Source organism: Cellulosimicrobium arenosum (assembly GCF_014837295.1).
Lineage (GTDB): Bacteria > Actinomycetota > Actinomycetes > Actinomycetales > Cellulomonadaceae > Cellulosimicrobium > Cellulosimicrobium arenosum.
On the sequence record NZ_JACYHB010000012.1, the window covers coordinates 12,364 to 38,401 of the forward strand.

Below are 26,038 nucleotides of genomic sequence, written 5' to 3' on the forward strand. Positions count from 1 at the left end.
CACGAGACTACCAGCACGCCGGGGATGGTCGGGCGTCGGCGCGACGGGGGTCGGTCCCGCCTCGGTAGGATCGACCCGTGACCCCCGACGAGCTCTCCGAAGCGCTGAGCGCTGCCCTGGCCGCCGCCGTCGCCGACGGCACCCTCGCCCTCCCCGCGGACGCCGTCCCGGCCTCCGTCCACGTCGAGCGACCCCGACAGCGCGAGCACGGCGACTGGGCGACGAACGTGGCGCTGCAGCTCGCCAAGAAGGCGGGCACGACGCCGCGCGCGATCGCGGAGGACCTCGCCGCACGTCTCGCGTCGACGTCGGGGATCAGGTCGGTCGACGTCGCAGGGCCGGGCTTCCTCAACATCACGCTCGACGCCGCCGCGGCGGGCGAGCTCGCGCGCACGGTCGTCGAGGCGGGCCCGGCCTACGGGCGCGGGGAGTCGGAGTCCGGCAAGCGCGTCAACCTCGAGTTCGTCTCCGCGAACCCGACCGGCCCGATCCACATCGGTGGCGTGCGCTGGGCGGCCGTGGGGGACTCGCTCGCGCGCGTGCTCGAGGCGAGCGGCGCCGACGTGACCCGCGAGTACTACTTCAACGATCACGGCGCACAGATCGACCGGTTCGCCCGCTCGCTCCTCGCGCGCGCTCGCGGCCTCGAGGCGCCCGAGGACGGGTACGGCGGCGAGTACGTCTCGGAGATCGCCGACGCCGTGATCGCCGACGCGGTCGCCGCGGGAGAGCCGGACCCGCGCACGCTGCCGGACGCCGACGCGCAGGAGGTGTTCCGCTCGCGTGGCGTCGACCGGATGTTCTCCGAGATCAGGACCGCGCTGCACGACTTCGGCGTCGACTTCGACGTGTACTTCCACGAGGACTCGCTGCACGAGTCGGGTGCGGTCGACCGCGCCGTCGGGCGCTTGCGCGACGCGGGAAGGATGTTCGAGCGGGACGGCGCGTCGTGGCTGCGCACGTCCGACTTCGGCGACGACAAGGACCGCGTCGTCATCAAGTCGGACGGCGAGGCGGCCTACATCGCCGGCGACATCGCCTACTACCTCGACAAGCGCGAGCGCGGGTTCGACGAGGTCATCATCATGCTCGGCGCGGACCACCACGGGTACGTGGGCCGCATGATGGCGGTGTGCGCCGCGTTCGGCGACACCCCGGGCGAGAACCTCCAGATCCTCATCGGCCAGCTGGTGAACCTGGTCAAGGACGGCGTGCCGGTCCGCATGTCCAAGCGGGCGGGGACCGTGGTCACGCTCGAGGACCTCGTCGACGCCGTCGGCGTCGACGCCGCGCGCTACTCGCTCGCGCGCTCGTCCGTGGACTCGAGCATCGACCTCGACCTCGACCTGCTCACCCGGGCGACCAACGAGAACCCGGTCTACTACGTGCAGTACGCCCACTCGCGGACGTGCGCCGTGGACCGCAACGCCGCAGACCGCGACGTCGCCCGGGCGGACGGCTTCGATCCCGCCCTGCTCGACCACGCGACCGAGGCCGCGCTCATCGGCAGGCTCACCGAGTTCCCGCGCATCGTGGCCCAGGCCGCGGAGCTGCGCGAGCCGCACCGCGTCGCCCGCTACCTCGAGGCGCTCGCGGGCGACTATCACTCCTGGTACCAGCAGAAGGACCGCCGCGTCCTGCCGTACCCGGACGAGGACGTCACCGACACGCACCGCACCCGCCTCTGGCTGAACGACGCGGTCCGCCAGGTCCTCGCGAACGGGCTCGGGCTGCTCGGTGTCTCCGCCCCGGAGCGGATGTGACCGACGAGGTGCCCGGTGCGGGGGAGGCGGTGTACCCGGGCGAGCCGTGGTCGCGCGGTGTGCGCCGTCGCGACGACGGCGTCGTCGAGGTCGCCGGGACGGACGTGCGCGACGTCGCGGCCGAGCACGGTACGCCGGCGTACGTGCTCGACGAGGCCGACTTCCGGTCCCGTGCGCGCGCGTACCGCACGGCGTTCGAGACGGCCTTCCGTACGGTGGGCACCGACGTCGACGTGTACTACGCCGGCAAGGCGCTGCTCACGGTCGCGGTCGCGCGCTGGGCGCGCGAGGAGGGCCTGCGCGTCGACACCGCGAGCGGGGGAGAGCTCGCCCTCGCCCTGCGCGCGGGTGTCCCGGGCGCAGAGATCGGCCTGCACGGCAACAACAAGTCGGACGCGGAGATCGACCAGGCGCTCCGGTCCGGGGTCGGGCGGATCATCGTCGACTCGCTCGTCGAGGTCGACCGGGTCGCCGCTGCCGCGCGCGCCCGCGGCGTCGTCGCGCCCGTCATGGTCCGGGTCACGACCGGCGTGCACGCCGGGGGCCACGAGTACATCTCGACCGCGCACGAGGACCAGAAGTTCGGCCTGTCGATCGTCGCGCCGGCGGGCCAGGACTCGCCCGCGACGGTCGCGCTGCTCGACGTCGTCCGGCGCCCCGAGCTGCACCTGCTGGGCATCCACTCGCACATCGGCTCGCAGATCCTCGACGCGAGCGGCTTCGAGGCTGCGGCACGAGCCGTCCTGGAGCTGCGGGCCGCGCTGGCCGCGCGCACGGGGTCGCTCGTGGACGAGGTCGACATCGGCGGCGGCTACGGCATCGCGTACCTGCCGAGCGACGAGACGCTCGACCCGGACCGCGTGGCGCACGACGTCGCGCAGGCGGTCGCCGCGGTCGCGCGTGACCTCGGCACCCCGCTCCCGCGCTTCTCGATCGAACCGGGTCGGGCGATCGTCGGTCCGGCCGGGATGACGCTCTACACGGTCGGCACGGTCAAGCCCGTCACGCTCGAGGACGGACGCGTGCGCACGTACGTCTCGGTCGACGGCGGCATGAGCGACAACATCCGCCCCGCGCTGTACGGCGCGAGGTACCACGCGGAGCTCGTCGGCAGGTCCTCGGCCGCGGAGCCGGTGCTCGCCCGCGTGGTGGGCAAGCACTGCGAGAGCGGCGACATCGTGGTCCACGAGGTCCTGCTGCCGGGCGACGTGCGCGCAGGCGACCTGCTCGCGGTGCCCGCGACCGGGGCGTACGGCCGCTCGATGGCGTCGAACTACAACCTGATCGCACGCCCGCCCGTCGTCGCCGTCGCAGGTGGCGCGAGCCGGGTCCTCGTGCGACGGGAGTCGGTGGACGACCTCCTCGCGCTCGACCTGGGCTGATCGGGTCCCGCGAACCCCGGCGGGTGTGATCTCTGTCAACCCGTCATCCAGCTCTTGCTAGGAAAGGCTCTCCTAAATTAGGTTAGGCAACGCTCGCCTCGGAGACGAGGTCGTCGCGCTCGTCCGGGCGCCCATCGAGGAGTTGCCGCACCGCCATGGCCGTCACCAGCCGACCTCTCGCGCCGCGTGGGCGTGTCGCCACGCCGTCCCGCAGTCGTGCTCCCCGTCTGCGCTCCCGCGTCCTCGCCGTGCTCGGGCTGCCGGTGGTGCTCGCCGCGCTCCTGGCCGGGTGCGGAAGCGTCGGTGCCGGTACGTCCGAGGCCGCGGCGGTGGCGCCGTCACGGCCGCTGTCCGAGCTCGAGCCGGTCGACGACCCGAGATCCTGGGTCGGCGAGTCGACCGCCGTGCTCGCGGCGGAGCCGATCGAGCCCGTGACCACCGACGCGCAGCCCGACCTCCCGGTGACCCTCACCGACGCACAGGGGACCGAGGTCACCGTCACCGACACGAGCCGGATCCTCGCGCTCGACCTCTACGGCACGACGTCGCGCATCGCGTTCGAGCTCGGTCTCGGGGACCAGGTCGTCGGGCGGGACACGTCGTCGACCTTCGCCGAGATCGCGGACGAGCCGCTCGTCACCGCGAACGGGCACGAGCTCAGTGCCGAGGCGATCCTCGAGCTCGCCCCGACCGTCATCATCACCGACACGACCCTCGGTCCCTGGGACGTCGTGCTGCAGATGCGCGACGCGGGGATCCCCGTCGTCGTCGTCGACTCCCACCGCAGCCTGGAGACCGTCGGACCGCTGGTGCAGCAGGTCGCCGACGCGCTCGGCGTCAGCGCGCAGGGGACGGAGCTCGCCGAGCGCGTCGAGGGCGAGATCGCCGCCACCCGGGCGCAGATCGACGAGATCGTGCCCGCGGACGAGGAGGGACGCCTGCGCATGGTCTTCCTCTACGTGCGTGGACAGGCGGGCGTCTACTACATGTTCGGCTCGGGCTCCGGTGCGGACTCGCTCATCACGTCCCTCGGCGGGGTCGACGTGGCGACCGAGATCGGCTGGGACGGGATGCGGCCCGTCAACGACGAGGGTCTCGTCGCCGCACAGCCCGACCTCGTCCTCGTCATGACGAAGGGCCTCGAGTCGGTCGGCGGCGTCGACGGGTTGCTCGAGCAGCTCCCGGCCCTCGCGCAGACGCCCGCGGGTGAGCACCGGCGCGTCGTGGACATGGCGGACTCGTCGATCCTGTCCTACGGTCCGGACACGGCCCGTGTCCTCGACGCGCTGGCGGGCGCGGTCTACGCGCCGGAGGCGACCCCGTGAGCGCGCCGACGACGGGCGCTCCGGCATCCCGGGAGTCGTCTGCGGACGCAGCCGCGCTGGCCGCCGTCCGCGCGACGGACGGCCCGACGGCGCTCCCGCCGGCCCGGCCCGCTCGCGCCACCGCTCTCTTCGTCGTCCTGGCCGCGCTGCTGGTCGTACTCGTCGTCGTCTCCGCCGGCGCCGGTCAGCTGCACGTCCCGCCGGGCGAGGTCGTCGGCTCGCTCCTGCACCGCCTCGGCCTCGACGTGGGACCGATGCCCGCCCACCCGAACGGCGACGCCGCGCTGTGGACGATCCGGTTCCCCCGCATCGCGCTGGCCGCGCTCGTCGGCGCAGCCCTCGCGACCGCGGGCGCGGTCATGCAGGGGGTCTTCGGCAACCCGCTCGCGGACCCGGGCGTCGTGGGGGTCTCGTCCGGAGCGGCCGTCGCCGCGTCGGCGACGATCGTCTTCGGGCTCACCACGCTCGGCCCGTGGACCACCGCGACCGCGGCGTTCGTCGGCGGGCTCGTCACGACGCTGCTCGTCTACGTGCTCGCGCGGTCCGAGGGGCGCACGGAGGTCGTGACCCTCGTGCTGACGGGCGTCGCCGTCAACGCCGTCTGCGGCGCCGGGCTCGCCCTGCTGACGTTCCTCGGCGACACGCAGACGCGCGAGCAGATCGTCTTCTGGCAGCTCGGTTCGCTCAACGGGACCCGCTGGCCCTACGTCGCGGTCGTGGCACCGGTCGTGCTCGTCGGCGTCGTCGCCTCGACCGCCCTCGCGCGGCGCCTCGACCTGCTGTCGCTCGGGGAGCGCACGGCACGTCACCTGGGCGTCGACGTCGAGCGGCTGCGGATCGTGGCCATCGTGGTCGTCGCGCTGCTCACCGCGGGTGCGGTCGCGTTCTGCGGCATCATCGCGTTCGTCGGGCTGGTCGTGCCGCACGTGGTCCGCATGGCCGTCGGTCCCGGCCACCGGGTGCTCGTGCCCGCGAGCGCGCTCGGCGGCGCCGTGCTGCTCCTCGCAGCCGACCTCGTCGCGCGCACCGCGGTGCCGTACGCGGACCTGCCGATCGGCATGCTCACGGCGCTCGTGGGCGGCCCCTTCTTCTTCTGGCTCATCCGGCGCACCCGGCGTACCGCGGGAGGGTGGGCATGAGCGTCCTCCTGAGCGTGCGCGGGGTGAGCGTGACGATCGAGGCCGCGACGCTCGTCGACGACGTCGACCTCGACGTGCGCGCCGGCGAGGTGCTCGCCCTCGTCGGGCCGAACGGTGCCGGCAAGTCGACGCTGCTGGGCGTGCTGGCGGGGGACCGCGTGCCGTCGTCGGGCAGCGTCACGTGGGGCGGCGTGGAGCTCGCGGCGACGGGTGTCGCCGAGCTCGCACGTCGACGGGCGGTGCTGCTCCAGGAGACGCGCGTGTCCTTCCCGTTCCGGGTGGTCGACGTCGTGCGCATGGGACGCGCCCCGTGGCGCGGGACGGCGCGCGAGGACGACGACGACGCCGTCGTCGCGCGCGCGCTCGTGACCGCCGACGTGCTGGACCTCGCCGCGCGGCGCGTGCCGACCCTGTCGGGCGGGGAGAAGGCACGGACGGCGTTCGCGCGCGTCCTCGCGCAGGAGCCGGTGCTGCTCCTGCTCGACGAGCCGACGGCAGCGCTCGACGTCAGGCACCAGGAGCACCTGCTCGCCCAGGCACGCGAGCGGGCTCGGGCGGGGGACGCCGTCGTCGTCGTGCTCCACGACCTGTCCCTCGCCGCCGCGTACGCCGATCGCGTCGCGATCCTCGACGGCGGTCGGATCGCCGGGGTCGGCGCGCCCGCCGACGTGCTCGACCCCGAGGTCCTGGGGCGCGTCTACCGCCATCCGGTCGACGTCCTGCCCCACCCGCTCACGGGCGAGCTGCTCGTCCTTCCGCGCCGTCAGCCCCGCCGCCCCGTCCTGGAGGATGTCCGATGAACCGCGCCGTGCGCCCTGCGACGCCGCCCGCACCGCCTGCCCGGGCCGTGCTCGCCGGCCTGCTCGTCGTGCTGCTGGCCGCGCTCGCGGGCATCGGCTGGGCAGCTCCTGCTGCGTACGCCGCAGCCCGCGTGAGCGTCGCGAACGACTCCGGCCGCGCCGAGGCGAGCACGACCTCGAGCACGACGCTGCGGGTCACGGGCAGCGGCTTCCAGTCGGTGCAGGGCGGTTTCGGCGGGATCTACGTGTTCTTCGGCTGGGTCGCGGACCCGGGCGGCTCGTGGGCGCCCAGCCAGGGCGGCACCGTCGGGGCCGACTACCGCTACGTGCCGGACTCGGAGTCCGCGGACAACCACGGGTATCAGCGCTTCGTCGCGTTCCCGGGCTCGGACACCGAGTCGTCGGCCAACGGCGGCGTGGTCGCGGCGGACGGCACCTGGTCGACGTCGATCGTGGTCCCGGGTCCGACGTTCGACGCCCAGGACCGCGGCGGCGCCGTGACCACGGTCGACTGCCGCGAGGTGCAGTGCGGGGTCATCACCGTCGGCGCGCACGGCGTGCGCAACGCGACGAACGAGTCCTTCACGCCGGTGTCGTTCGTCGACGCCGGGTCGGGTGCCGTCGAGCAGGCACCGGACGCGGGCGACCCGCCCGACGAGACGCCGGCCGCGGCCTCCTCCGGCGCGCGCGAGCCGGCCGGGACCGACGAGGCGGACCGTCCCGAGACGGCGACCGTCGGGATCGACCGGGCGACCGCTGTCGCCGGGCACGCCCTGAGCTTCGCCGGCCAGGGCTTCGAACCCGGGGAGCAGGTCGTCGCGCTGGTGGACGACGGTGTGCTCGCCGTCGGGCCGCTCAACGCCGGTACCCATGGCGAGGTCGCCGGCATCATCGAGCTTCCCGACGACCTGCGCGTCGGCACGCACGTGCTGCGCCTGACGGGTGCGTCCTCCGGGAGCGCGCCCGAGGTGGAGCTCACGGTCCGCCGCGACCCCGCGGCGGTGAGCGCGTCCGAGGCGGCGCCGGCCGCCGCTCCCGGCGCGGACGACGGGTACTCGCCGGCCGAGATCGCCGTCCTCGTCGCCGGTCTGGTGCTGCTCCTCGTCGTCGTGTCGTCGTTCGTCACCGCACGACGCCGACGTCGCGACGCACGCTCGGACGGGACGCCCACGCAGTCGCCGCCCGCACCGGACGGCGCAGCCACGCAGTCGCTCCCGCCGGTCGCGCCGGACGTGCCGCGCCACCTCGTGGGCGCGCACGAGGACGGGGTGCTCCGATGAACCGGCAGCTCGCCACCTGCCTCGCCGCGTGCGTCCTGGCGTGCCTGACGCTGACGGCGGGACTCGGCGGCGTCGCCGTCGCGGCGGACGACGGCCTGGGCGGGCCCGGGGCGGGAACGTCCTCCATCCCGGTGACCGTGACGGTACCGGGCGCGGGGACGGGCGTCGACGCGCCCGGCGAGCTCGCCGTGCGGGACGCCGAGCTGCGCTGGACGCTCAACCACGAGTCCGGCGCCGCCGCCTACTTCGGCGGCTGCAACTTCCTCATGGCGGGCGTGCCCGGGACCGACGGCGACACGGGGGGCTCCGACGTCTGGGAGGCGGCGGACGGCTACTACCGCGCGAAGGAGGGGAACGTGCGGGTCGAGCGTCCGCGCGCGGACGGGTCGTCCGCCCTCGCGACGTTCGGGACGCGGTGCCGGGCCGCGGACGGCCGGACCGTGTCGATCGGCAACAACCTGTCGACCGGAACGGAGGTCGTGCTCGACGCGGGCACGGGCACGGTCGACCCCGCGGCGGGGACGGCGGAGATCCGCTGGAAGGGGACCTTCACCGTCGTGTTCTACGGCGGGATGACGTACTGGTGGGCGAGCGACCCCGTCCTGCGCGTCGCACCGGGCGGCACCGGGACGCTCACCGCCACCGCCGGCGGCTTCGGCGCCTCGCGCGACGACGCGTCCCAGTGGGTGGCGCTGCGCGAGAAGGTGGTCACGCTCGCCACGCTGCCCCGCGTCTCCCTCGACGGGGACAAGGGCTTCGAGTCCGTGCCCACGTATCGGGGCGTCGCGGTCGGAGTTCCGGCGGGCGGTGTCCCGCAGGTCCCGCGCACCGCGAGCAACGCGGCGCACTGGGGCTCGTTCCCGCAGGACTTCGTCGACTTCCAGCAGTCGACCGGGCAGGCGGCCTACTGGTACTCGTCGGGCGGTGCGCGCGACAGCGCGAAGGTCGCCGCGCCGCTCGCCGTGAGCTTCGACGCGGCGGACCCGGTCGTGCGCGATCCGGACCTGGTGCCCGACGCCGGACCGCCCGGTCCGACGGCGACAGCGGTCCGGCCACCGGCCTCCCTCACGCCCGGGACCGCGAACGGCACCGCGGCGCCCACCGCGGCTCCCGGCAGGGTGCACGACGCACCGGGGGCGGCGAGATCGCCGCTCGACACGACCGAGCCGCCGTTCTACCCGGCGGTCGCGGCGTCGACGGTCGGGGGCGGGCAGGGCCTGGTGCCCACCGGCGCGACGGTCCCGTCCGGACCCGTCCAGCGGCTCGCGATCTGGGGCACGGGGCTGCTGCTCGCCGCCGCGGGCGCGGTCCACGGCTTCCGGAAGGGATGGCTCGTGCTGCCCTTCCGCACCTAGACCACCGAGCCTGCCGCCGGGTCGAGTTCCCGCCCGGATCCCGACGGCAGGTCGGTCGCGCCGGCACGTCCGGCACACCGCACGCACCGCGTGCGGCACCCCGTTCCACGGAGCAGACGCCGGGTCGACCGGCACGAGAGGACATCATGCACATGCACGGACATCGGACGCGAGCCTCGCGCCGCCTGGTCGCGGGGGTCGGCGTCGCCGCCCTCGGCCTGGCAGCGACGCTCGTCGCGACCGCGCCCGCGGCGACCGCCGCCCAGGACGTCGCCGCCGCCGACGGCGTCGAGGACGGTGCGCTGGGCTGGGGCTTCAAGCAGAGCTTCCGCTCCTACGTCGGCAACCAGACCGCGGCGCTGCCGCCGATCGGTGCTGTCCCGACCGGCCAGCGGATCACGCTCGTCGCGCCCGCGGAGTTCGACCTCGACGGCACGCCGGCGAGCGCGACCAACACCTCGACCCCGAACGAGACCCTGCCGTACCTGCTGCCGGTCTCCGGGGGGACCGTCGAGTCGGCGGACGAGCTGAGCATCCGGTCCGACGGCGGGTTCGAGTACCACTTCCCGTCCCACTACTTCGAGATCAGCATCGAGAACGTCGGTCTCGAGGTCTCCGGCGGCACCACGTCCGTGGTCGCCGACGTCGAGGCGGTCGTCACCGGCTCGTTCGGCAGCTGGGAGGAGGGCACGTACGGCGGCGAGGGCGTGACGATCGCGACGACGTCGTCCGCCGACGTCGAGCTGGGCGAGGACTCGGTCACGGTCAGCGCGACGGGCCTCACCCTCACCGAGGCGGGCTCGCAGGCGCTGCCGCTCTACGCGGCGGGCGACCCGCTCGACGACCTGACGCTCACCGCAGCGCTGGAGAGCGCCCCGGTCGAGGTCGGCGACCCGACGATCACCGTCTCGAAGACCCAGGGCCTCGCCGTGGGCGAGACCGTCACGGTCACCGGGTCCGGCTTCGACCCGGCGGCGAACGTCAACTCCGCGGGCCGCCCGCCGGTGGCCTCCGGGCAGCCCACGGGCGTCTACGTCGTGTTCGGCCGGTTCGCCGACGACTGGCGCCCGTCCGAGGGTGCCGCGTCGTCGGCCCGCAAGGTCATCGCCCAGAGGTGGGCGCTCCCGGAGCCCTCCTTCACCCAGGTCGGCACGGACTATCCGCAGCAGCGGGCGGCGCTCGTGCCGCTGGCCGCGGACGGGTCGTTCACGGCCGAGCTGACGGTCGCCGAGAACGACGAGGTCGCCGGCGGCTACGGCGTCTACACCTATGCCGCGGGCGGCGCGGCCGCGAACGCCGCGCAGGAGCTCGCGGTGCCCGTGTCCTTCGCGGGCGACGGCGACGTCCCCATCGACGTCACGGTCCCCGAGGACGAGGTCGACCCCGAGCCGGAGCCCGACGGCGCGTTCACGTGGACCGTCGGCGGCGGTGCCGGCGCGGTCAGCCTCGGCACGGCGACCGCGACCGACGACGCGTTCGTCGCGTCCGGCGCGCTCCGGCCCGTGACGGTCGAGGACACGCGCACGGGCAGCCCCGCGTGGAGCATCAACGGGTCCGTCACGGACTTCGTCGCGGGCGACCGGTCCTTCTCCGGCAGCCTGCTCGGCTGGGAGCCGGCGCTGACGGGGGAGAACACCGTCGACGCCGTCGCCGGTCTCGCGGTCGTCCCGGGTGTCTCCGGCGGGTTGTCGGCCTCGGCCACGCTCGCGTCCGCACCGGCCGGGCACGCCAAGGGGAGCGCGACCGTCGACGCCGGGCTCGCGCTGGAGCTCCCGCTCGACACCCCGGCCGGCGACTACACGGGTGTGCTCACGCTCACCGCGATCGGCTGACAGGACGCATCGTGCCCGACTCCACCTCCCGCGCCCGCTCGGTGGCACCGGTTCGTCCGGGATCTCCCGGACGTGCCGGCGTCCGCCGGGCGGGCGCGGCGGTCCTCGCCCTCGTGTCCACCCTCGCCGTGGGCCTCGTGCTCCCCGCCGTAGCGGCGTCCGCGTCCGCCGCAGCGCCCGTGCCCGCCCGCGTCGCGGCCGCCGACGTCGGGGACGTGGGCGACGTCACCTGGGGGATGCTGCCCGCCACGGACGACGACGACCCGGACCGCGCCAACTTCGCCTACGCCGTCGAGCCCGGGCAGAGCGTGCAGGACGCGGTGGTGGTCACCAACGACTCCACGGTCCCGCTGCACCTGGGGGTCTACGGCACGGACGCGTTCACGACCACGAGCGGGAACCTCGACCTGCTGCCGGCGGGGGACGAGCCGGTCGATCTCGGCTCGTGGCTCACGCTCGACGTCGCCGGGCTCGACCTCGAGCCCGGCCAGTCCGTCGAGGTGCCGTTCACGCTCCAGGTGCCCGACGACGCGTCACCCGGCGACCACTCCGGCGGCGTCGTCACCTCACTGGTCCAGGCGCAGGAGGGCAGCACGCTCACCTACGACCGCAGGCTCGCGCTGCGCGTGCACGCCCGGGTCGCCGGTGCGCTCGCGCCCGCGCTCGAGGTGAGCGACGTCGAGCTCGTGCACCACGGCTCCGTCGACCCGCTCGCGACGTCGACGGCCACGCTGCGCTACACGGTGACGAACACCGGCAACGCGCGTGTCGTCGCGCTCGAGCGGGGCGAGGTGACCGGCCCGGCGGGCTGGGCGCGCCGCGGGACCGGGCCCACCGCGCTGCCGGAGCTGCTGCCGGGGTCGAGCCTCGAGCGCGAGGTCACCGTCGCGGGTGTGCGCCCGCTGGGACGCGCCACGGCCGAGGTCGTGGTCGACGCCACCGCGGTCGGGGTCGGTGGCGGTGCGCTCGCGAGCGCGAGCGGGACGGCCGGGACCTGGGCGGTCCCGTGGGCGCTGCTCGCGGTCGTCCTGCTGGTCGTCGTGGTCGCGGTCCTCGCTCCCGGCAGGTCCGCCGCGGCGCTCGCTGCGCTCTCGGCACGTCGTGCACGGTCCCGTGCGCGAGCGGGCGCGACGTCCGGGGGAGCCGCGCGCGCCGAGGGCGTGCACCGCTCCGACGGACCTGAGGTGTCCGCCGACCCGACGTCCGGGTCCGGTCCGCAGGGACCGGTCGCCGACGACCTCGCCGCCGCGCTCGAGCGGGCACGCGCGAAAGGGCGCGCCCAGGCGCTCGCGGAGCTCGGGGAGGGTCCGGCCGGTCCAGGGGCGCGGTGACCACGCGTGACGGCACGTGACCACACGTGACCACACGTGACCACACCGTGGGCGCGGGTCGGGGTGGGCGGGCACGGACAGTATCCTTGCCGTGCGATCCGTCGAACCGCTGGTCGGTGCCCTGCGTCTGCACGTCCGGGCAGCGCGCCCGAGGGCTGTCGACGCCGACGCCACCGCCATCGAGGAAAGGTCGACCGTGCCCGCCACCCCTGCCGCACCACGTCCGCTGCGCGTCGCGCTGCTCGGCTGCGGGGTGGTCGGGACGCAGGTCGCCCGCCTGCTCACGCACGACGCCGCGGACCTCGCCTCCCGGGCCGGCGCGCCGCTCGAGCTGGTCGGGATCGCGGTGCGGGACGTGACGGCGCCGCGCGACGCGGTGATCGACCGCGCGCTGCTCACCGACGACGCCGAGTCCCTCGTCGACGACGCCGACATCGTCGTCGAGGTCATGGGCGGCATCGAGCCCGCGCGCGCGCTGCTGCTGCGTGCGATCGCCGCCGGCGCGGCCGTCGTGACGGCGAACAAGGCGCTGCTCGCCGAGGACGGCCCGACGCTCTACCGCGCCGCCGACAGCGCCGGGGTGGACATCTACTTCGAGGCCGCCGTCGCCGGCGCCATCCCGATCGTGCGCCCCGTGCGCGAGTCGCTCGCGGGCGACGACGTGCGCCGGGTCCTCGGGATCCTCAACGGCACGACCAACTACGTCCTCGACCAGATGGCGACGACGGGTGCGAGCCTCGAGGACGCGCTCGCCGAGGCGCAGGCGCTCGGCTTCGCCGAGGCGGATCCGACGGCCGACGTCGAGGGCTACGACGCCGCGGCGAAGGCGGCGATCCTCGCGAGCCTCGCGTTCCACACGCGCGTGTCGATCGCCGACGTCGCGCGCGAGGGGATCCGCTCCGTCACCGCGGAGGACGTGGCCTGGGCCGCGCGCACGGGCTACGTCATCAAGCTCCTCGCGATCGCCGACCTGCGCGAGGACGGACCCGGCCGGGCGCCGTCGGGCGTCTCCGTGCGGGTCCACCCGGCGCTCGTGCCCCTGGCGCACCCGCTGGCGAACGTGCGCGGGTCCTTCAACGCCGTGTTCGTCGAGGCCGCCGCCGCGGGCGAGCTCATGTTCTACGGTCGCGGCGCGGGGGGCGCGCCGACCGCGTCCGCGGTCCTGGGCGACGTCGTCTCCGCCGCCCGGCACCGTGTGCTCGGGGGCAAGGGACCTCAGGAGTCCACGTACGCCGCGCTGCCGATCCTCCCCACCGGGGCGGCGATCACGCGCTACCAGGTCCGGGTCGACGTCGAGGACCGGCACGGTGTGCTGGCGCAGGTCACGCAGGTCCTCGCCGAGCACGGTGTCTCGATCGAGGCCGTGCGCCAGCCCACCCGCCAGGAGGACGAGGTCGACGACGCCGAGGACGGCGTCGCGCACCTCGTCCTGACCACCCACGCGGCACCCGAGGCCTCGCTGGCCGCGATGGTCGACGCCGTCGCGGCGCTCGAACCCGTCCGAACCGTCACGTCCGTCCTGCGAGTCGAGGGAGCCTGATCCATGGCCGTCCAGAGGGCCCACCAGTGGAGGGGCGTGATCGGCGAGTACGCCGACCGGCTGCCCGCGCACGTGTCCGAACGCGTCGTGACGCTCGGGGAGGGTGGGACCCCGCTCGTCGAGGCCCCCGCCCTCTCGGAGCGGACGGGGGCGCAGGTCTTCGTGAAGGTCGAGGGCATGAACCCGACGAGTTCCTTCAAGGACCGCGGGATGACGACGGCGATGTCCGCCGCCGCGGGTCGGGGCGCGCGGGCGGTCGTGTGCGCGTCGACGGGCAACACGTCCGCGTCGGCCGCGGCGTACGCGACGCGTGCCGGGATGCTGTGCGCCGTGCTCGTGCCGGACGGCAAGATCGCGATGGGCAAGCTCAGCCAGGCGATCGCCCACGGCGCACGGCTGCTCCAGGTGGACGGCAACTTCGACGACTGCCTCGTCGCGGCCCGCAAGCTGGCCGACACCCACCCGATCGAGCTCGTGAACTCCGTGAACCCGGACCGCATCGAGGGCCAGAAGACAGGCGCCTTCGAGATCGTCGACGCGCTCGGCGACGCGCCCGACATCCACGCCCTGCCCGTCGGCAACGCCGGGAACATCACCGCGTACTGGCGCGGTTTCCGTGAGTACGCGGGCCAGGGGGCACCGGGTCACCCGGGCGAGGGTCTCGATCCGGTGGCGACGGGGACCCCGCAGATGTGGGGGTTCCAGGCCGCCGGCTCCGCTCCGATCGTCGCCGGGCACCCGATCACCGAGCCCGAGACGATCGCGACCGCGATCCGCATCGGCAACCCCGCGTCGTGGCAGCAGGCGCTCGACGCACGGGACGAGTCCGGGGGGACGATCGAGGCGGTGACGGACGAGCAGATCCTCGCCGCGCACCGGATCCTGTCGAGCGAGGTCGGGGTGTTCGTCGAACCGGCGTCCGCCGCCGGCGTCGCCGGGGTCCTCGCCCGCGCCGAGCGCGGGCTCGTGCCCGCGGGCGCGCGGATCACGATCACGGTGACCGGCCACGGGCTCAAGGACCCGCAGTGGGCGCTGCGCACACCCGACGGGTCCGACGTGGAGCCGGTGCGGGTCGGCGCGGACGTCGTCTCGATCGCCGACGCGCTCGGGCTGGGCTGATGCAGCTCGGCGCCGACCACGTGCAGGTGCGGGTACCCGCGACCAGCGCGAACCTGGGGCCGGGCTTCGACGCGCTCGGGATCGCCCTGGCCTCCTACGACGTGCTCGACGTCCGGGCGCTCGCGAGCGACGAGGTCGTGGTCGACGTCGAGGGCGAGGGCGCCGCGGACGTGCCCCGGGACGAGACGCACCTGGTCGTGCGGGCGCTGCGGGCGGCGCTCGAGGTGGCGGGCGCCCCTCAGACCGGGCTGCACCTGTCCTGCGTCAACCGGATCCCGCACGGGCGGGGACTGGGCTCCTCGGCGGCAGCGGTGGTCGCCGGGATCGTGGCCGCGCGCGCTCTCGTGGCGGACCCGTCCGTGCTCGACGACGACGCGACGCTGCGGCTCGCGAGCAACCTGGAAGGACATCCCGACAACGCGGCGCCGGCCATCCTGGGCGGCGCGACGGTCGCGTGGGGTGCGGGTGGTGCCGGCGCCCGGGCCGTCCGCCTCGAGCTCCACCCGGACCTGTGCCTGACCGCGCTCGTGCCGTCGGCCCGGCTCGCCACGAGCCACGCGCGCGGCGTCCTGCCCGACCGCGTCCCGCACGCCGACGCGGCGTTCAACGCCGGACGCTCCGCGCTCCTCGTCGAGGCGCTCTCACGCCGCCCCGATCTCCTCCTCGACGCCACCGAGGACCGGCTGCACCAGGGCTACCGCTCGGACGTCATGCCCACGACGTACGAGCTCGTGCAGTCGCTGCGCGCCGAGGGCGTCGCGGCGACGGTCTCGGGGGCCGGACCCACGGTGCTCGTCCTGTGCGAGGCCGCGGACGCGGATCGGGTCCGTGCTGCGGCCGGTGCGCTGGTCGGCGGGATCTCGGACTGGGCCGTCCACCCGATGGCCGTCGACGAGCACGGGGTGACCGCACGGCGGGTCCAGGAAGGCTCCTCGCGGTGATAGAGTGCGGTAAGCCTTCGATCCAACTCCTCTCACGCGGTACCGCTCGCGTGTCGCCAGCTGTTCGCCCGGTTCCTTCCGGGCTGTTCACCCCGGCGCACGTCGCGTCCGGTGCGGGGACTCCTTGCGAGAAGGCCAATCCAGCCCACGTCAGCTGACGTCGTCGTACCACCGGCGTGGGGCTGATCTACGTGCCGGCCGTCACGCGCCGGTCGTCGACCACCCGCGGTCCACCCTCTGAGAGGTGGGCGCAGACGAGGGGGAAGGGTCCTTCGTGACAGACACCATCAACACCGCCACGGGCAGCGCGTCCGGCCAGGACGCAGCCGGCGGCACCGCCCGGAACGGCGCGCTCTCGAGCCTGCGCCTCCCCGAGCTCCAGGCGCTCGCGTCGCAGCTCGGTGTGAAGGGCACCTCCAAGATGCGCAAGAGCGACCTCGTGGACGTCATCCGGGGCAGGACCGGTGAGCAGGCCGCCCCGGCACGCCCGGCCGGCGACGCGGACGGCGCGCGGCTCGAGAAGCCGAGCCGTGCCCGGAGCCGGCGCGCGGACCGACCGGCGAGCAACGCGAGCGAGCCGGTGCGTGAGCACGCCCCGGCAGCGGCGAGCGAGCAGCGCGGGACGACGCCCGTCCTCGACCTCCCGGCACGTGCCGACGACGCGCGCGGCGAGGGCCGCGAGTCGAACGGCCGCTCCGAGGAGCGCGGTGACCAGCAGCACCATGACCAGCAGGGTCGTGACCAGCAGGGTCGTGACCAGCAGGGCCGTGACCAGCAGAAGCGTGGGCAGCGGGACTCCCGTGCCGAGGCCGCCGCTGCGGTCGCCGAGGCGCTCGGTGGGCAGGGGGCCCGGCGTGAGGGGGACACGACGTCCTACGAGTCGTCCGGGGACCGGGCCGCGCGTGCCGCGGCGGCCGTCGGCCAGGTGTCGGGGGACAAGGGTTCGCGGCGCGGGGAGCGTACCGACGCAGCAGCGGCGGACGACCGCTCCGACAGGGGCGGCCGGGGCCAGCAGCGCCAGGGCGACCAGGGCCAGCGCGCGGACCGCGAGGACCGGCAGGGCTCGGACCGCCAGGACCGGCAGGGCGGGGACCGCCAGGACCGCCAGGGTCAGAGCGGGCAGGGTGGCGCGAGCGACCGCGACGAGGAGCGCGGCGGCCGTCGCCGCCGTGGTCGCGATCGCGGGCGGGACCGCAAGCGGGGCCGCACCACGGGTCGGCAGGGTCCGGACGTCGCGAGCCTCGACGAGATCGAGCTGAACGACGACGACGTGCTGCTGCCCGTCGCCGGAATCCTCGACATCCTGGACAACTACGCCTTCGTCCGGACGAGCGGGTACCTCCCCGGCCCGAACGACGTCTACGTCTCGCTCGGCCAGGTCAAGAAGTCCGGTCTGCGACGCGGCGACGCGATCACCGGCGCGGTGCGGCAGTCGCGGGACGGCGACAACGGCGGCAGCAGCCAGCGGCAGAAGTTCAACGCGCTGGTCCGGCTCGACACCGTCAACGGGATGGCACCGGACGCGGCAGGTCGACGCGCGGACTTCACCAAGCTCACCCCGCTGTACCCGCAGGAGCGGCTGCGCCTCGAGAACGAGGAGGCGACGCGTCTCACGCCGCGCGTGATCGACATCGTCGCGCCGATCGGCAAGGGCCAGCGCGGTCTCATCGTCGCGCCCCCGAAGGCCGGCAAGACGATCATCATGCAGCAGATCGCGAACGCGATCACGACCAACAACCCTGAGGTCCACCTCATGGTCGTCCTGGTCGACGAGCGGCCCGAAGAGGTCACCGACATGGAGCGGACGGTCAAGGGCGAGGTCATCGCCTCGACGTTCGACCGCCCCGCGTCGGACCACACGATCGTGGCAGAGCTCGCGATCGAGCGGGCGAAGCGCCTCGTCGAGCTGGGGCAGGACGTCGTCGTGCTCCTCGACTCGCTCACGCGGCTCTCCCGCGCGTACAACCTCGCGGCGCCCGCGTCGGGCCGCATCCTCTCCGGCGGTGTGGACGCCTCGGCGCTCTACCCGCCGAAGCGGTTCTTCGGTGCCGCGCGCAACATCGAGAACGGCGGCTCGCTCACCATCCTCGCGTCCGCGCTCGTGGAGACCGGGTCCAAGATGGACGAGGTCATCTTCGAGGAGTTCAAGGGCACCGGGAACATGGAGCTCCGCCTGTCGCGCAACCTCGCCGACAAGCGCATCTTCCCGGCGGTGGACGTCAACGCGTCCGGTACCCGCCGCGAGGAGGTGCTGCTCTCCCAGGACGAGCTGCGCATCGTCTACAAGCTGCGTCGGGTCATGGGCGCGCTCGACCAGCAGCAGGCGATCGAGCTGCTGCTCGGCAAGCTCAAGGACACGAAGTCGAACGCGGAGTTCCTGCTGCAGGTCCAGAAGACCACGCCGGCGAGCTTCGCGGACGAGAACGCGGGTCGCACGATCTGAGGCGGCTCCGGCCCGGGGTGCGGGATGATTTCGGCACCCCGGGGCGTTCTGGCACAATGTTCGTCGGTCTGCGCTCACGCAGGCCCGTCTGCGGTTCACAGGCCCGGGGTCTCCCGGCCTGACCCGGAGACATCACATCCAAGGAGACACCGTGAAGTCTGGTATCCACCCCGAGTACGTCACCACCGAGGTGACGTGCACCTGTGGGAGCACCTTCGTGACGCGCAGCACCGAGACGTCGGGCAAGATCAGCTCCGACGTGTGCAGCGCGTGCCACCCGTTCTACACGGGCAAGCAGAAGATCCTCGACACCGGTGGCCGCGTGGCCCGCTTCCAGGCGCGCTACGGCAAGAAGGACGCCGGCAAGTAGCACCACCGCAGCGCCGGTGGTCCGAGCCCGACAACCTCTCCAGGGGCAGTCGACGAGCTCGGACCACCGGCGCTGTCGCGTTCACGCCCGCTTCGCCCCGTCCCGCCGAGCCCAGGAGCCTCCCGTGACCGACCAGGTGACCGACCCGTTCGCCGCCGCGCGATCGCTGCTGGGCGAGCACGCCGAGATCGAGGCGCAGCTCGCCGACCCCGCGATCCACGCCGACGCCGGCCGGGCCCGCACCCTCGGTCGGCGGTACGCCGAGCTCAACCAGGTCGTGCGTGCCTACCGGTCGTGGAGCGAGGCGACCGACGACGCGCACGCGGCGGAGGAGCTGGCCCTCGAGGACGAGGCGTTCGCGGCCGAGCTCCCGGCGCTGCGTGCGACGGCGGCCGAGGCGACCGAGCGGCTGCGGCGGGTCCTCGTCCCGCGCGACCCCGACGACGGCCGTGACGTCATCCTCGAGATCAAGGCGGGGGAGGGCGGCGAGGAGTCGGCGCTGTTCGCGGCCGACCTCCTGAGGATGTACCTGCGCTACGCCGAGCGGCGCGGCTGGAAGACCGAGGTCATCGAGGCCACCGAGTCCGACCTCGGCGGGTACAAGGACGTCCAGGTCGCGGTGAAGAACCGGTCGACCCCGACAGCGCCCGAGCAGGGCGTCTGGGCGAACCTCAAGTACGAGGGCGGCGTGCACCGCGTGCAGCGCGTGCCGGTGACCGAGTCGCAGGGGCGCATCCACACGTCCGCGGCGGGCGTGCTCGTCTTCCCCGAGGTCGAGGACCCCGGCGAGGTCGAGATCGAGCAGAACGACCTGCGGATCGACGTCTACCGGTCGTCCGGGCCGGGCGGGCAGTCGGTGAACACGACCGACTCGGCCGTGCGCATCACGCACGTGCCGACCGGCATCGTCGTGTCGATGCAGAACGAGAAGTCCCAGCTGCAGAACCGCGAGCAGGCGATGCGCGTGCTGCGCGCCCGTCTCCTCGCGGCGCAGCAGGAGGAGGCGGCGGCCGCCGCGGCGGACGTGCGCCGCTCGCAGGTGCGTACCGTCGACCGCTCCGAGCGCATCCGGACCTACAACTTCCCCGAGAACCGGATCGCCGACCACCGCACCGGGTACAAGGCCTACAACCTCGACCAGGTGCTCGCGGGCGACCTCGACCCCGTGGTGCGGTCGGCGATCGACGCCGACGAGGCCGCACGGCTCGCCGCGGCCGGCGATGCCTGACACCCGACCCTCGGCGCGACTGCGTCGGGCCACGGACACGCTCGCAGGGTCGGGCGTCCCGTCGCCGCGTGCCGACGCCGAGCTCCTGCTGGCGCACGCCCTCGGTGTCTCCCGGGGCGAGGTCCGCCGGCTCACGGTCCTCGACCGCGACCTGCCCGACGCCGTCGTCCCCCGCTTCGAGGAGCTCGTGACCCGGCGCGCGGCGCGCGTCCCGCTCCAGCACCTCACGGGTACGGCGCCGTTCCGGCACCTCGAGATCGCGGTCGGGGCGGGGGTGTTCGTGCCGCGGCCCGAGACGGAGCAGGTCGCGCAGGTCGCGATCGACGCGGCGCGCGCGGCCGTCCAGGGCACGGGCAGCGCGACCGTGGTCGACCTGTGCACGGGGTCGGGTGCGATCGCGCTCGCGGTCGCGACCGAGGTCCCCGGCGCGGTGGTGCACGCCGTCGAGCTCGACGCCCGGGCGCACCGTTGGGCCGAGCGCAACGTCGCCGGCGTCCGGGCGGAGCAGGGCGTCGTCGTGCACCTCGTCCGCGGGGACGCGCGCTCGGCGCTGCCCGATCTGGACGGGCGGTGCGACGTCGTGGTCAGCAACCCCCCGTACGTCCCGCCGGGCGCGGTGCCGCGCGACCCGGAGGTCGCGGACCACGACCCCGCCGTCGCGCTGTACGGGCTCGGTCCCGACGGGCTCGAGGTCCCGCGCGGCGTGACCCGCGCGGCCGCGCGGCTCCTGCGGGCCGGGGGCCTGTACGTGATGGAGCATGCGGAGGTCCAGGCGTCCGGCGCGCGCGACATGGTCGTCGCGACCGGTGGGTTCGAGGACGTGCGTACCGAGCAGGACCTCACCGGCCGTGACCGCATGGTGGTGGCGACGCGTGGGCCGCGCGACGACGCCGGGCACGCCGACCTCCCCGAGGGCGCCGGCCGTCGTGAAAGACTGGCGCCGTGAGTTCCGTGCACCCGGTCACCGACCCCGCGACGTGGGGCCCTGCGATCGACGAGGCGGTCAACGTGGTCTCCCGCGGCGGCCTGCTCGTCCTGCCCACCGACACCGTCTACGGGATCGGCGCCGACGCGTTCGACGCCGACGCCGTGGCGGCCCTGCTGGCGGCCAAGGGGCGCGGGCGCCAGATGCCGCCGCCCGTGCTCGTCCCGGACGTCCGCACCCTCGACGGCCTCGCCACCGACGTGCCCGACGCCGCGCGCCTGCTCGTCGAGAGGTTCTGGCCCGGCGGGTTCACCCTCATCCTCACCGCCCAGCCGTCGCTCGCCTGGGACCTCGGCGACACGAACGGGACCGTGGCGCTGCGCATGCCCGACCACGACGCCGCGCTCGCCCTCCTGCGCCGCACCGGCCCGCTCGCGGTGTCGTCGGCCAACGCGACGGGCAGCCCGGCGGCGCTCGACGTCGCGGAGGCCCGCGCCCAGCTCGGCGAGAAGGTCGCCGTCTACCTCGACGGCGGTACCGCACCCGGTGGCGTCGCCTCGACCATCGTCGACGCCACGTCGTCCGTGCTGCGCGTCGTGCGCGCCGGTGCCGTCTCCCTCGAGGAGCTGAACGACGTCGTGCCCGTCCTGGGTCCCGACCGCGACCCGAACCGCGGCTCCGAGCCGGCGCCCCGTAGCGCCGACGACCCCGCGGGGGCGAGCGGCGGGTGAGGGTCTATCTGCTCGTGATGCTCGTCGCCGCGGTGGTGACGTTCCTCACGACACCGTTCGCGCGGTGGGTCGCGCTGCGGACGGGCGCGATCACGGCCGTGCGCGCCCGCGACGTGCACTCGGTCCCGACGCCGCGCCTCGGGGGGCTCGCCATGCTCCTGGGCCTCGTGGTGGGGATCGTGTTCGCGTCGCAGATGCCGTTCCTGCGCGGAGTCTTCGTGCGCGACGTCGCGGGCGAGCTCGTCGCCGACCCGCGCACCTGGGGGATCGTGGGCGCCGCGGCCGTGGTGTGCCTGCTGGGCATGGCCGACGACATCTGGGACCTGGACTGGATGACGAAGCTCGCGGGGCAGGTGCTCGCCGCCGGGCTCATGGCGACGCAGGGGGTCGTGCTCTTCACGCTCCCGGTCGGCGGGACGCTGATCTGGTCCTCCCGGCTCCAGCTCGTCGCCACGATCCTCGTGGTGGTGGTCGCGATGAACGCCGTGAACTTCGTCGACGGGCTCGACGGTCTGGCCGCCGGGCTCGTGGCGATCGGGGGCACCGCGTTCTTCGTGTACACGTACGTGCTCACGCGACAGGCGGGCGGGGACGACTACGCGAGCCTCGCGACGCTGGTCATGGCCTGTCTCGTCGGGATCTGCGTCGGCTTCCTCCCGCACAACTTCCACCCGGCGCGCATCTTCATGGGTGACTCGGGGTCGATGGTCCTGGGTCTTGTCATGTCCGCCGCCGCGATCGTCGTGACGGGGAGCATCAGCCCGCGCGACCTCTCCGGCGCACAGCAGCTCCCGGCGGTCATCCCGATCCTCCTGCCGCTCGCGGTGATCCTGCTCCCTCTGCTCGACATGGGGATGGCCGTGGTGCGGCGCGTGCTGGCGGGCAGGTCGCCGTTCCACCCGGACCGCATGCACCTGCACCACCGGATGCTCGCGATCGGGCACTCGCACCGTCGCGCGGTGCTCATCCTGTACGTCTGGACCGCGGTCTTCGCGTTCGGCGCCGTGGCCCTGGTCGCGTGGAGCTGGCGCGCCGTCGCCGTCGGTCTCCTGGTCGCCGTGGTGATCGCCCTGCTGCTGACGCTCGGCCCGCTGCGGACCCGGGGCCGGTTCCTCGACGACCAGGAGCCCGTGTCCTCGTCGGCGACCGGCACGCGGGGTCTCGCGTCACCTCCGGCCCCCACGTCACCCCCGTCCTCGCGCTCGACGACCTCGAGCGCGCCCACCGTCCCCTCGAAGGAAGCCTGAGATGTCCTCCACGTCACCCGAGCCGCACCCCGGACGGGAACCAGCGGTGCCCGACGAGACCGCAGCCCGGGAGGGGGCCGCAGGGCCGGCCGGGCAGGCAGGGCAGGCAGGGCCGACGCCCGTGCCGTCGGGTCATGCCGTGCGGTCGGTCCTGCGCACCGCGCTGCGCGACATGCTCCTGCTGCTCGGGTCGCTCGCCGTCCTCGGCGTCGTGGTCGGCGCGCTGGTCTCCGGCTCGGCGGGCGTGTGGGGCGCGCTCCTCGGGGTCGGGGTGGCGCTGCTGTTCTCCGGGACGACGGTCCTGACGGTCCTGCTCACCGTGGACTCGACCCCGGCCACGACGGCGGCCGTCGTCATGGGCAGCTGGCTGGTGAAGATGGTCGTGCTGATCGTGGTGCTGGTCGTGCTGCGGGGTCAGGACTTCTACGACCGGTGGGTCTTCGCGGCGGTGCTGCTCGTGGGCGTCGTGGGCTCCGCGGTGCTCGACTACCGGGCCGTCGCCAAGGGGAGAATCCCTTACGTGGAGCCTCGTTGACGGTTGCCCGGGGCGCATGAGCAAAATGTCACAAGCGCTCGCAACGGGACGTGAGCACGGCGATCCATACGTTAGGCTACTGGCGAATCCATGACGGCCAGGTCCGACGGCGTGCCCTCCTTGTACGGAAGCGCCTCCGGCCTTACGACCTCCGGGAGACCCTCCTGTCTACGCCAGCGATCCCCCTGCTTCTCGCCGCCTCCGAGGGTGAGGGTGAGTTCCACGCGCCGACCGTCGCGGACTTCTTCCCGCCAGCGATCTTCTTCGAGGGCACCCCGTTCGAGTTCAACCGGATCATGCTCGTCCGCGTCATCGCGGCCGTCGTGCTCCTGACGATCTTCTGCCTCGCCGCACGCCGTGCGCGACTGGTGCCGGGCCGGTTCCAGAACGCGGTCGAGATGATCCTCGACTTCGTCCGCAACTCGATCGCGGTCGAGGTGCTGGGCGAGGTCAACGGCCGCAAGTACTTCCGGCTGCTGGCGACGATCTTCTGCACCGTGCTGTTCATGAACATCACGAGCGTGGTGCCCTTCCTCAACATCGCCGGGACGTCCGTCATCGGCCTGCCGATCGTGCTCGCCGCCTGGACCTACGTGATGTACCTGGGAGCGGGGGTCAAGGCACAGGGCGTCGGCGGGTTCCTCAGGAGCTCGCTCTTCCCCCCGGGCGTGCCGAAGGTGCTCTACCTCCTGCTGACCCCGATCGAGTTCCTCCAGGTGTTCGTGCTGCGGCCCGCGACCCTCGTCATCCGGCTCCTGGCCAACATGGTCGCCGGGCACCTGATGCTCGCGATCTGCTTCACGGCCACGTCGTACTTCCTGTTCGACTCCGACGGTGCGATGAAGCTGTTCGGCGCGGGCACCTTCGTGGCGGGCGCCGCGTTCTTCTTCTTCGAGATCTTCGTGGCGGCGCTGCAGGCCTACGTCTTCGCGATCCTCACCGCCGTGTACCTGAACATGTCCATCGAGGCGGAGCACTGACCACCTCGCGGCTCCCGGCCTGAGCCGGTCACAGCCCACACCTGAATCATCAACGCGACGCCGGGTCACCCGAGTCCCGGCGCCCAACGGAAGGAAACCCAGTGGACGTCACCACCCTCGCCGAGGTCACCGGAAACATCGGCACCGTCGGTTACGGCCTCGCGGCGGTCGGCCCGGGCATCGGCCTCGGCATCCTCATCGGCAAGACGATCGAGGGCATGGCCCGCCAGCCCGAGGTCGCCGGCCAGCTCCGCACGACCATGTTCATCGGTATCGCCTTCGTCGAGGTGCTCGCGCTCCTCGGCCTGGTGGCCGGCTTCATCGTCCCGGCATGATGATCCCCCTGGACGCAAGCACCGCAGTGGTCTCGGCCGCCGAGGAGAGCACGACCAACATCCTGCTGCCTCACGCGCCGGACATCGTCTGGTCGCTCGTGATCGTCGTGATCGTCGGCATCGTGTTCTACCGGTACGCGCTGCCGAAGTTCCAGGCGGTCCTCGACGAGCGCACCGCGAAGATCGAGGGCGGGCTCGCCAAGGCGGAGTCCGCCCAGGCGGAGGCCGCCGCGGCTCTGGCCGAGTACCACCAGCAGCTGCAGGAGGCACGCGCCGAGGCGGCGAAGATCCGTGAGCAGGCTCGGGCCGAGGGCTCCGACATCGTCGCGGACCTGCGCGCCAAGGCGTCGGGCGACGCCGCACGCATCGTCGAGACCGCGCACCGTCAGATCGAGGCCGAGCGCCAGCAGGCAGCGGTCTCGCTGCGCAACGACGTCGGCGTGCTCGCGACCGAGCTGGCCTCCAAGATCGTCGGCGAGTCGCTCGCCGACTCGGCACGACAGAGCCGGGTCGTGGACCGCTTCCTCGACGAGCTCGAGAACGCCGGACCTAGCGCAGCCAGCGCTGCCGGCGGCTCGGCCTCCGAGGAGCGCTGATGCGCGGGACGAGCGGGACGTCGCAGACGCAGGCGCAGGAGCGGTTCGAGCCGGTCCTGCGCTCGGCGGGCGCGGACGCGCTCGCGCTCGGTGAGCAGCTCTTCGCCGTCGCCGCCGCGCTCGACGCCTCGACCCCCCTGCGGCGCTCGCTCTCGGACCCGGCACGTTCGGGCGAGGACAAGGCCGCGCTCGTCGCGGGCGTGCTGGGCAACGGGTTCGACGGTCGTGTGGTCGACCTCGTCTCGGGCCTGGTGCGGTCGCGGTGGTCGAGCGACCGCGACCTTGCCGACGCCGTCGAGCGGCTCGGCCTGGACGCGGTGCTCGCCTCCGCCCAGTCGCGCGACGCCCTCGAGACCGTCGAGGACGAGCTGTTCCGGCTCTCGCAGGCCCTCGTGGGCCAGCGTGACGCGCGGCAGCTGCTCTCGGACACCTCGGTGGACCCGGAGCGACGCGCATCCTTCGTGCGCGGGCTGGTGGCCGGCAAGGTCGACCAGGCCACGCAGGTCCTCGTCGAGCACGCGGCACGTGCGCTGCGTGGACGCCGCTTCGTCCAGACGCTCGGTCGCGTCGGTGACCTCGCCGCCGAGCGTCGCAACCGTCTCGTCGCCGCGGTCACCGCGGCGGATGTCCTGACACAGGCACAGCTCGCCCGCCTCGGCGGCCTGCTGGAGCGCGCGTACGGCCGTGCCGTGCAGCTCAACGTCTCGGTGGACCCCGCCGTGCTCGGTGGCCTGCGCATCCAGGTCGGTGCCGACGTCGTGGACTCGACCGTGCTGTCCCGGCTCGCCGACGCCCGTCGTCGGCTGGTCAGCTGATCCGATCCGACCGCCCTGCCGGCCCC

At 73.9% G+C, this 26,038-nt stretch carries 23 protein-coding genes; all 23 read left to right on the top strand.

Going from position 1 to position 26,038, the window contains the following annotated elements; genetic code table 11:
* Window positions 1-77: 77 nt before the first annotated feature.
* The 23 genes from argS to IF651_RS13630 all read left to right on the top strand — a co-directional run bounded on the left by argS (window position 78) and on the right by IF651_RS13630 (window position 26,012).
* Window positions 78-1,763 carry an arginine--tRNA ligase gene (argS, locus tag IF651_RS13520; RefSeq protein WP_191829661.1) on the top strand — a complete coding sequence of 562 codons (1,686 nt, stop codon included), beginning with the start codon at window positions 78-80 and terminating at the stop codon, window positions 1,761-1,763.
* Window positions 1,760-3,145 carry a diaminopimelate decarboxylase gene (gene lysA / locus IF651_RS13525; RefSeq protein WP_191829662.1) on the top strand — a complete coding sequence of 462 codons (1,386 nt, stop codon included), beginning with the start codon at window positions 1,760-1,762 and terminating at the stop codon, window positions 3,143-3,145. Before argS ends, lysA begins: the two co-directional genes overlap by 4 nt.
* A gap of 155 nt (window positions 3,146-3,300) precedes the next feature.
* On the top strand, window positions 3,301-4,470 hold the full coding sequence (locus IF651_RS13530) for a heme/hemin ABC transporter substrate-binding protein (protein ID WP_191829663.1): 1,170 nt from the start codon (window positions 3,301-3,303) through the stop codon (window positions 4,468-4,470).
* Between the two features lie 56 nt (window positions 4,471-4,526).
* Window positions 4,527-5,609: a FecCD family ABC transporter permease gene (locus IF651_RS13535; protein ID WP_191829747.1), complete on the top strand. Its 1,083-nt coding sequence runs from the start codon at window positions 4,527-4,529 to the stop codon at window positions 5,607-5,609.
* Window positions 5,606-6,409, top strand: coding sequence for a heme ABC transporter ATP-binding protein (locus IF651_RS13540; protein ID WP_191829664.1), 804 nt, complete (start codon window positions 5,606-5,608; stop codon window positions 6,407-6,409). The genes IF651_RS13535 and IF651_RS13540 overlap by 4 nt, the downstream gene beginning before the upstream one ends.
* Window positions 6,406-7,689 (top strand): hypothetical protein, encoded by a 1,284-nt coding sequence (locus tag IF651_RS13545; protein WP_191829665.1) that lies wholly within the window; start codon window positions 6,406-6,408, stop codon window positions 7,687-7,689. Before IF651_RS13540 ends, IF651_RS13545 begins: the two co-directional genes overlap by 4 nt.
* The gene (locus IF651_RS13550; protein WP_191829666.1) at window positions 7,686-9,044 is read left to right on the top strand and encodes a hypothetical protein; all 1,359 of its coding nucleotides are present in this window, start codon (window positions 7,686-7,688) and stop codon (window positions 9,042-9,044) included. The genes IF651_RS13545 and IF651_RS13550 overlap by 4 nt, the downstream gene beginning before the upstream one ends.
* Window positions 9,045-9,196: 152 nt before the next feature.
* A complete protein-coding gene (locus tag IF651_RS13555) occupies window positions 9,197-10,876 on the top strand; it encodes an HtaA domain-containing protein (RefSeq protein WP_191829667.1) in 1,680 nt (559 codons plus the stop codon).
* Window positions 10,877-10,887: 11 nt separating this feature from the next.
* A complete protein-coding gene (locus IF651_RS13560) occupies window positions 10,888-12,207 on the top strand; it encodes a WxL protein peptidoglycan domain-containing protein (RefSeq protein WP_338403964.1) in 1,320 nt (439 codons plus the stop codon).
* Between the two features lie 196 nt (window positions 12,208-12,403).
* Window positions 12,404-13,747, top strand: a complete 1,344-nt coding sequence (locus IF651_RS13565; RefSeq protein ID WP_191829749.1) for a homoserine dehydrogenase — start codon at window positions 12,404-12,406, stop codon at window positions 13,745-13,747.
* A gap of 3 nt (window positions 13,748-13,750) precedes the next feature.
* Window positions 13,751-14,866, top strand: a complete 1,116-nt coding sequence (thrC, locus tag IF651_RS13570; RefSeq protein ID WP_191829668.1) for a threonine synthase — start codon at window positions 13,751-13,753, stop codon at window positions 14,864-14,866.
* Window positions 14,866-15,807 (top strand): homoserine kinase, encoded by a 942-nt coding sequence (gene thrB / locus IF651_RS13575; RefSeq protein WP_191829669.1) that lies wholly within the window; start codon window positions 14,866-14,868, stop codon window positions 15,805-15,807. Before thrC ends, thrB begins: the two co-directional genes overlap by 1 nt.
* Window positions 15,808-16,081: 274 nt before the next feature.
* Window positions 16,082-18,250 (top strand): transcription termination factor Rho, encoded by a 2,169-nt coding sequence (gene rho, locus IF651_RS13580; protein WP_191829670.1) that lies wholly within the window; start codon window positions 16,082-16,084, stop codon window positions 18,248-18,250.
* 151 nt (window positions 18,251-18,401) lie between these two features.
* Entirely contained in the window at window positions 18,402-18,620 is a 219-nt protein-coding gene (gene rpmE, locus IF651_RS13585; RefSeq protein WP_191829671.1) for a 50S ribosomal protein L31, read from the top strand.
* A gap of 136 nt (window positions 18,621-18,756) precedes the next feature.
* On the top strand, window positions 18,757-19,848 hold the full coding sequence (gene prfA / locus IF651_RS13590; RefSeq protein ID WP_191829750.1) for a peptide chain release factor 1: 1,092 nt from the start codon (window positions 18,757-18,759) through the stop codon (window positions 19,846-19,848).
* Window positions 19,841-20,794, top strand: coding sequence for a peptide chain release factor N(5)-glutamine methyltransferase (gene prmC / locus IF651_RS13595; protein ID WP_191829672.1), 954 nt, complete (start codon window positions 19,841-19,843; stop codon window positions 20,792-20,794). Before prfA ends, prmC begins: the two co-directional genes overlap by 8 nt.
* A gap of 5 nt (window positions 20,795-20,799) precedes the next feature.
* Complete coding sequence (locus IF651_RS13600) at window positions 20,800-21,504, top strand: L-threonylcarbamoyladenylate synthase (protein ID WP_191829751.1); 705 nt, start codon at window positions 20,800-20,802, stop codon at window positions 21,502-21,504.
* Window positions 21,501-22,751, top strand: a complete 1,251-nt coding sequence (locus tag IF651_RS13605; protein WP_191829673.1) for an undecaprenyl/decaprenyl-phosphate alpha-N-acetylglucosaminyl 1-phosphate transferase — start codon at window positions 21,501-21,503, stop codon at window positions 22,749-22,751. Before IF651_RS13600 ends, IF651_RS13605 begins: the two co-directional genes overlap by 4 nt.
* 1 nt (window position 22,752) lies before the next feature.
* Window positions 22,753-23,286: a Cg1360 family ATP-synthase-associated protein gene (locus tag IF651_RS13610; protein ID WP_241744450.1), complete on the top strand. Its 534-nt coding sequence runs from the start codon at window positions 22,753-22,755 to the stop codon at window positions 23,284-23,286.
* A gap of 296 nt (window positions 23,287-23,582) precedes the next feature.
* On the top strand, window positions 23,583-24,266 hold the full coding sequence (atpB, locus tag IF651_RS13615; RefSeq protein WP_422110490.1) for a F0F1 ATP synthase subunit A: 684 nt from the start codon (window positions 23,583-23,585) through the stop codon (window positions 24,264-24,266).
* A 101-nt stretch (window positions 24,267-24,367) separates the two neighbouring features.
* Window positions 24,368-24,601, top strand: a complete 234-nt coding sequence (locus IF651_RS13620; RefSeq protein ID WP_166849664.1) for an ATP synthase F0 subunit C — start codon at window positions 24,368-24,370, stop codon at window positions 24,599-24,601.
* The gene (locus IF651_RS13625; protein WP_422110491.1) at window positions 24,598-25,197 is read left to right on the top strand and encodes a F0F1 ATP synthase subunit B; all 600 of its coding nucleotides are present in this window, start codon (window positions 24,598-24,600) and stop codon (window positions 25,195-25,197) included. Before IF651_RS13620 ends, IF651_RS13625 begins: the two co-directional genes overlap by 4 nt.
* On the top strand, window positions 25,197-26,012 hold the full coding sequence (locus IF651_RS13630) for a F0F1 ATP synthase subunit delta (RefSeq protein ID WP_191829674.1): 816 nt from the start codon (window positions 25,197-25,199) through the stop codon (window positions 26,010-26,012). Before IF651_RS13625 ends, IF651_RS13630 begins: the two co-directional genes overlap by 1 nt.
* Window positions 26,013-26,038 lie beyond the last annotated feature (26 nt).